The 6,453-nt window shown below is 36.9% G+C and carries 6 protein-coding genes; 3 read left to right on the forward strand and 3 right to left on the reverse strand.

Going from position 1 to position 6,453, the window contains the following annotated elements; genetic code table 11:
• The first annotated feature begins 11 nt into the window (after window positions 1–11).
• On the forward strand, window positions 12–515 hold the full coding sequence (locus J8L86_RS16335) for a DUF1439 domain-containing protein (protein ID WP_247663473.1): 504 nt from the start codon (window positions 12–14) through the stop codon (window positions 513–515).
• A 48-nt stretch (window positions 516–563) separates the two neighbouring features.
• On the opposite strand, the gene J8L86_RS16340 is transcribed toward J8L86_RS16335, so the two are convergent.
• On the reverse strand, window positions 564–1,019 hold the full coding sequence (locus tag J8L86_RS16340; RefSeq protein WP_080917149.1) for an LPP20 family lipoprotein: 456 nt from the start codon (window positions 1,017–1,019) through the stop codon (window positions 564–566).
• Window positions 1,020–1,079: 60 nt separating this feature from the next.
• Window positions 1,080–1,847, reverse strand: a complete 768-nt coding sequence (locus tag J8L86_RS16345) for a hypothetical protein (RefSeq protein WP_211031037.1) — start codon at window positions 1,845–1,847, stop codon at window positions 1,080–1,082.
• A gap of 430 nt (window positions 1,848–2,277) precedes the next feature.
• On the opposite strand from J8L86_RS16345, the gene J8L86_RS16350 reads away from it, so the two are divergent.
• A complete protein-coding gene (locus J8L86_RS16350) occupies window positions 2,278–3,003 on the forward strand; it encodes a flagellar basal body L-ring protein FlgH (RefSeq protein WP_065110450.1) in 726 nt (241 codons plus the stop codon).
• A gap of 3 nt (window positions 3,004–3,006) precedes the next feature.
• Complete coding sequence (locus J8L86_RS16355) at window positions 3,007–4,188, forward strand: flagella assembly protein FlgT middle domain-containing protein (protein WP_065110451.1); 1,182 nt, start codon at window positions 3,007–3,009, stop codon at window positions 4,186–4,188.
• A gap of 61 nt (window positions 4,189–4,249) precedes the next feature.
• Here the strand turns inward: J8L86_RS16355 and J8L86_RS16360 are convergent, their stop codons facing one another.
• Window positions 4,250–5,524 carry a CinA family nicotinamide mononucleotide deamidase-related protein gene (locus J8L86_RS16360; RefSeq protein ID WP_065110462.1) on the reverse strand — a complete coding sequence of 425 codons (1,275 nt, stop codon included), beginning with the start codon at window positions 5,522–5,524 and terminating at the stop codon, window positions 4,250–4,252.
• Window positions 5,525–6,453 lie beyond the last annotated feature (929 nt).

Here is a 6,453-nt window from a genome sequence, read left to right on the forward strand (position 1 = left end):
TAGCTTGCTTAATGCTGCTTCTGACTGGCTGTGCTAGTCAGTACAGCATCTCTGAATCTGAAGTTGAAGATTACCTCAATAATGAAATGCATTATGAGGTTACACAAGGGAATCAAGTTTTTGGATTGCAGTTAAAGCTCAACGATATGGAAGTTGAGTTAGGTCGTAAGCCTAACACTATTTCCGTAACTGCAATTACCAAAATGGCGGTTAAAAACCCCTTTAAATCAATTGCTGCTGATATGGAAACCACATTTGAGGCTGAGCCTTGGTACGATGTAGAGACCAAAAGTATCTTTTTAAAGAAGCTTGACTTAGTCAGTGTGAAATCCGAACCCGCAGATATTGAGCAAATGCTAAAACCCATTACGCCACAATTGATGATGTTTCTAAGAACCTTTTTAGAGTCCCAACCTGTTTATGTGCTGGACACCAAGGATAGTAATCAAGCATTGATGGCATCGATGACTAAAGCAATTGAAGTTGAAAGAGGCAAGATAGTCATAAAATTTTAAACAAAAAAGCGCCGCAAGGCGCTTTTTTATTAGCGTTACCGATTGCCATTAAAAGTTCTTAACGGGCTCTACAATCAAGGTGTTACTATGCACTGGGTTTTCAGACTGCATATACAAATCACGCACTAACTTAAAATCTAACTCTAATTCAGTAACGTAAAATCCATCCACAGGATAGGTCTTAATGACTTTCGCACCTTTTATTACTCCAGAGACTTTGATTTTAGTCGCAATACTATTAAGGCTTGCTCCTTGCACTGACGTGTTGGAATTCAACTGCAGCCCATAGACTTGTTCAGCTAACTCTCGATAAGCCAAAATTTTTGAAGCTTCCATCGCCATTAAAATTTGTTCTGACTTTAACTCTGCTGGTTGTTGATCAATTGGGGCATAACCAACAGCGTTTAATACTGGAAATTCTGTGGGCTGATAAGGTTCATAATTACTTTGCAAGACCTCACAGCCTGCTAATAACCAGCACAACAAAACAATTAATAATTTCATTCAATACTCATTGGGTAAGATTTAAAATGGATTTTATTTTTTAACAGCCTATAAATAACGCTAAAGGGAATGACCAACCTCACTTTCAGTCAATTCGTCATTATTATTAGAAAGTAAATCGCCAACATCAGTAATATTCATTTCAGGATTACTTTCAGTAAAATATTCCATTGCTAATTTTATTGCTGTCGAACCTGCGCCAACATAATCTGAATATAATAAACTGCCTGCCAAGGTTGAAGCTGGGCTTATTTTATCGCCCGTTGTTTCTTGGTATATATAAGATAAAATTGGTGTGTGATGTAGAATATTAATAGAATCTATTACATCTTTACTATCAAAACCATCCTCACCAAATGAATAGTAATACACATCATCCATAAGGCTTTCACTTTCTGATGATTGAGCACCAACAATATTATCAGTGGAAGTATTAATTGCCACTCCATCTTCAATATTAACCGAATTTGCACTGATAGCTTGTGTTAGAGCGCTTTCAACAATACTTGTTTGCAGTGATGATAATAAACCCTGTTGCATTTCGCTTACCATGTCATCAGACATACTCAACGAAAGTATCGTCTCATTATCTAAACCTGTACTAGCAAGCATCTGTTGCTGAAGGGTGTCTAGTGAAAATGTTTCAGAAGCCTTTGTTAGCGAAGTTGCTGCAGCAGAGGTATCACTAATTTGGTTCGCCTCATTTAAGATACGACTAAACTGATTCTGCTCACTATTACCATTGAGCTGAAAAATGCTCGCATCGACTTTATTGCCTAGCTTGTCGATAGCCTCATTAACAGTAAGAGCAGATTGACTTTCAGTCATAGTTATAATCCGAATGAATTGAGAGTAAATAATATATTTATCTGTTGAGCTTATTATAGTCCCATGGCTTATTGTAAAGTACAAATAAAAATAACCTTGCAAATATAATTAAGCATTCATTAAAACAAAGATAATGCCATTTAAAATTATCAGCATTTATTTTTCACCCTTTGATACGTAAATGAAATAAATATATCACCCCATAAAAATTGACACCACCAATTAAAACAACAACAAGTTCCAAATAAAATAATAATAAAAACAAGCTAAAAACTTTACCAATACAATATATAACAATTATTAAAAACAAATAATACGTAATTTGGTAAAGTTACGTAAAGAGAGTGAAGAAACTGTGCAGGCCATAGATCTATATAGGATATTAAAGTTACAATTTAAATAACCACTAAATAAATTTAGATATTTAAAAATGAAACTTCCCCTGCTTATTGTTTTATTTTTATTCACTATTTCAGGCTGCACAACAACTGAAGTAGCTGAAATAAAAATCCCTAACAAAGAAAACACGACTGTAAATGTTGTTGAACCTTCTGATGAAGTGATGAAAGGCGATCCAAATTACCGCCCTGTTAGGAACAACAACATTCAACAAGCTCAGCAGATAACAGGTTCAATTTTTAATCCTGATAATGTCTACAATATTTATCAAAACAACAATCGTTACGAAATTGGCGACATGATTTTGATAAGGCTCAATGAAGAGCTAACATCCAAAAAATCCATCAGCTACAAGCGTGATAGCTCTAATGAGTTTGATCTGTCACCCAATATCACTGCGGGTAATATCAATATCAATGAAGACAACCTCAGCGCGGATTATTCGCAAGATAAAAGCTTTGATAGTTCATCTGCAAGTAACCACAATAACTCACTCACTGGAACGATTACCGTTGCAGTAAGGGAGAAACTTGCCAATGGAAACTTAATCGTTGCCGGAGAAAAGTGGATTAAATTGAATAAAGGCGATGAATATGTGCGTTTTTCAGGTGAAATTAGGGTGACTGATATTGCGTCAGATCATTCAATTAACTCCAGTATGGTTGGAAACACTGTTATTGAAGTTAGCGGTAAAGGTGAGCAACAAGATAACCAAGATCCTTCTTTGATTAGCAAGCTACTTAACGTATTCGGATAGTCAATGAAACGGTTTTTATGGCTATGTTTACTGGCAGTATTCCCTTCTGTCAGTATGGCACAGTGGTACGTTGGACAAGCATCGTATCCCATAGGTAACGATGATTATAATGATGTGCGCAAATTGGTTGTTGAAAAAGCAATTGAGAATGCGTCATTACAAGCAAGTAGTTTCATCAGCATTGAAAATACCGTTAGGGATGGCATTTTAACGAGCAGTCAAAGCAATGTTCTGTCACAACACCATATTAGTGAAATTGTCATTCTTAATGAATCTATAGAAGGTGGTAAGCTCACCATCAATCTAAAAGTCAGTTTAGAGTCAAAATCTAACTGCATTGAAGATCGTTACCTCAAACAGCTCATTGTTGCTCAATTTCCATTACTCACACCTTCACAGGCCTCAGCTGGCGATATTTCAAATCTCCCCTTTCATATTGGTTCGAGGTTTAAAAATGAATTAACCCATCAACCAAACGTATTCGTCGAAGAAATGATCCCACAAATGGTATATAAGCCAATTACAACGATGGATACAATTAATTTAGAAACCATACAAGGTATCTCTGAAGCCTTAAATAGCCAATATCAAAGCCAATATTTAGTATTTGGTTATATTCGAGATATCAGTTTATACAACGAAAAAAAATCCAGCTTACTTGTCGATACTGTTTACCCCAAGCGTAACTTCACGATAAAAGTATTTATGTATGACAGGATCAGTAACAGTATATTACTTGAAGAAGAATATCACGGTGAAGGTGGTTGGAGCTTTGACTCATACAGTCGCGTAGATTTGGCGAACAGCTTATTTTGGCGCAGTGAATATGGGAAAACAATCGTCAATACCTTGTTCAAAGTCTCACAAGAGATTAATCAAACTCTAAAATGCGAGGCGACTAAAGCCATTGTCATTAATCGAGATGATGCCTATATCACCATCAATATTGGAAAATTACATGGTGTTGCTAAAGGAGATATCTTTCAGCATATTAAGCTCAAAAATATCACCTTGGCCAACTCTGTTTTATCGACATTGATGCCACCAGATGAACCTATTCATCTGGAAGTGGTACAAGTTAGTAACAAAATTAGCTTACTAAAAGTACCTAAACATTTAGACAAAAACGGTATGAATCAACATCAAATAGATTTATATGACGTAGTGACAACAGTAGAGTTTTAGTAATTTAAATGCTATCAAAGTGAGCCAGTCTCAGTAAAACTAGCTCACTTGACTATTCTAATTACTTAGCAAATCTGGTTATCGAAGGATAATCAACGATTACAGCTTCACCTAGCAATGCTCTACGAAGCATATCATAGGCTATAGCGGCACTAAGACTTCGTATTAACTGTCTTGATCGGTTAGGGATTTTAACCATTTGACTATACACAACATGTTTAGTCGCTAATGCAATCGCTACGGTACCAACAGGCTTATCTTCAGTACCACCATCTGGACCTGCAATACCACTTGTTGAAAGTGCAAAATCACTATCTAATATTTCACGTGCGCCTCTGGCCATAGCTTCAACAGTAGCAATAGAAACCGCGCCATGATCATCGAGGATCTGTGGATTCACCCCTAATACTTTTACCTTAGATTCGTTACTATAAGTCACTAAACCATGGTGTAGATACGACGAGCTACCAGGAAAATCGATTAGCTGACTTGTTAACATTCCCCCAGTGCACGACTCTGCCAAGCTTAAGCTAAAACCAGATTGGAAAAGTCGATGATGTATCTCAGCAGCAAGTGTTGGACGATCTTCAGCTACAATCGCAATCCCTAAAATTGATTTGATTGCTTTCGTCACTTCAGCCAATTGATTAATTGCCTTGTCACCGCGAGCGAATATCTTAATTTCTATGTGTGGCATTGACGAACGGTAGCCTAGGGTAATCCCTGCCGGTAATGTTAATTCTGCTAAATTATCAGCTAAAGAAGACTCCCCATGACCAATGGTCAGTAACTTCTTCAATGCTGTATTTTCACTAATTCCGAACTCAGATTTAATGAAAGGAATAAACTGCTCTTTAATCATGTGCTTTAGTTCAAAGGGCACACCAGGCGTAAAAAACAACCAAGCTTTATTAAGCTTTACACGAAAACCGCATGCTGTACCTACTGGGTTATCAACCATAACAGCCGATTCAGGTAATAAAGCTTGTTTTAAATTACTCTTAGCCATCTGACGATTATTTTTACTAAACCAGCTAATCAATCGATCTCGCCACTCCTCGTTCTCAATCAACGACTCGCCCTTAGCTAGCGCCATCGCTTCAGCAGACATATCGTCACTTGTTGGGCCTAGCCCACCATTAACGATAATCACATCGGCATGGTGGCTTCTTTCAATAAAGGCATCCCTAAGATCTTCTAAACGATCGCCCACAGTAATCCGATGATGTGTTTCAATACCTAACTCCATTAGCGTGTTGGCTACCCACGCGGCATTGGTATCAATAATCTGGCCAGATAACACCTCTTCACCAGTACATATCATTTCTAATTTCATTTGTGTCCCTAGAAGCTTATAGTAATGTGTTGTTAAACTTTCCATTATCAATTGCCTATCAAGATAACTGACTAGCGATAAACATCAATCACTAAATGGTATTAGTCTTATCAAAGCAATCATCAATGAGCTAAATAACAAACCTCAAGCTCGAAAAACCAACAAGATTAATCACGATTGTGTAAACAACTCTAACTCATCTATAAAATGAAGGTCTATTTATCGCTAATGCCTTCACCGATGAATTTTTTATGGAGAACTAAACCAATTCTAATCAATTTATAAGCCTTATAAGACCAACCGCTTTATACCTGTAGATAAGTTTCAAAAATCTTTTGTTATTAAATAATCATGTGGATTTCCTGTTGCACATGAGCATATCGTCCACACTGTGCGCAGTTGATGTGTCTAAACTTGAGCTTTAGCTTCGTTCCTGAACATGTATTCTTAAATTACAGACACAAAAAAGCCCGTTACGTGAGTAACAGGCTATCTGCTCTCTTATAAGAGAAATTAGGCACTTGGCAATGACCTACTTTTACATGGGCATATTGACCACACTGTATTTCGCTGCACTTAATACACTTAACAATCAGACACAAAAAAGCTCGTTACGTCAGTAACGGGCTATCGCTCTCAATTAAGAGAAACTAGGAGCTTGGCAATGACCAACATTTACATTGGCATATCAATCACACTATCAGCAGTGGATGTGTCTAAACTTGAACTTTAGCTTTGTTTCTGAACATGTATATCTTAAATTACAGACACAAAAAAGCCCGAGACTTGAGTAACGGGCTATCTGCTCTCATAAAAGAAAAATTAAGCGCTCAGCAATGGCCTACTTTTACATGGACATATCAATCACACTATCAGCAGTTGATGAGTCTAAAATTGAGCTTTAGCTTTGTTTCCGAGGATGTATTCTT

The organism is Shewanella sp. MMG014, assembly GCF_018100775.1.
GTDB lineage: Bacteria > Pseudomonadota > Gammaproteobacteria > Enterobacterales > Shewanellaceae > Shewanella > Shewanella japonica.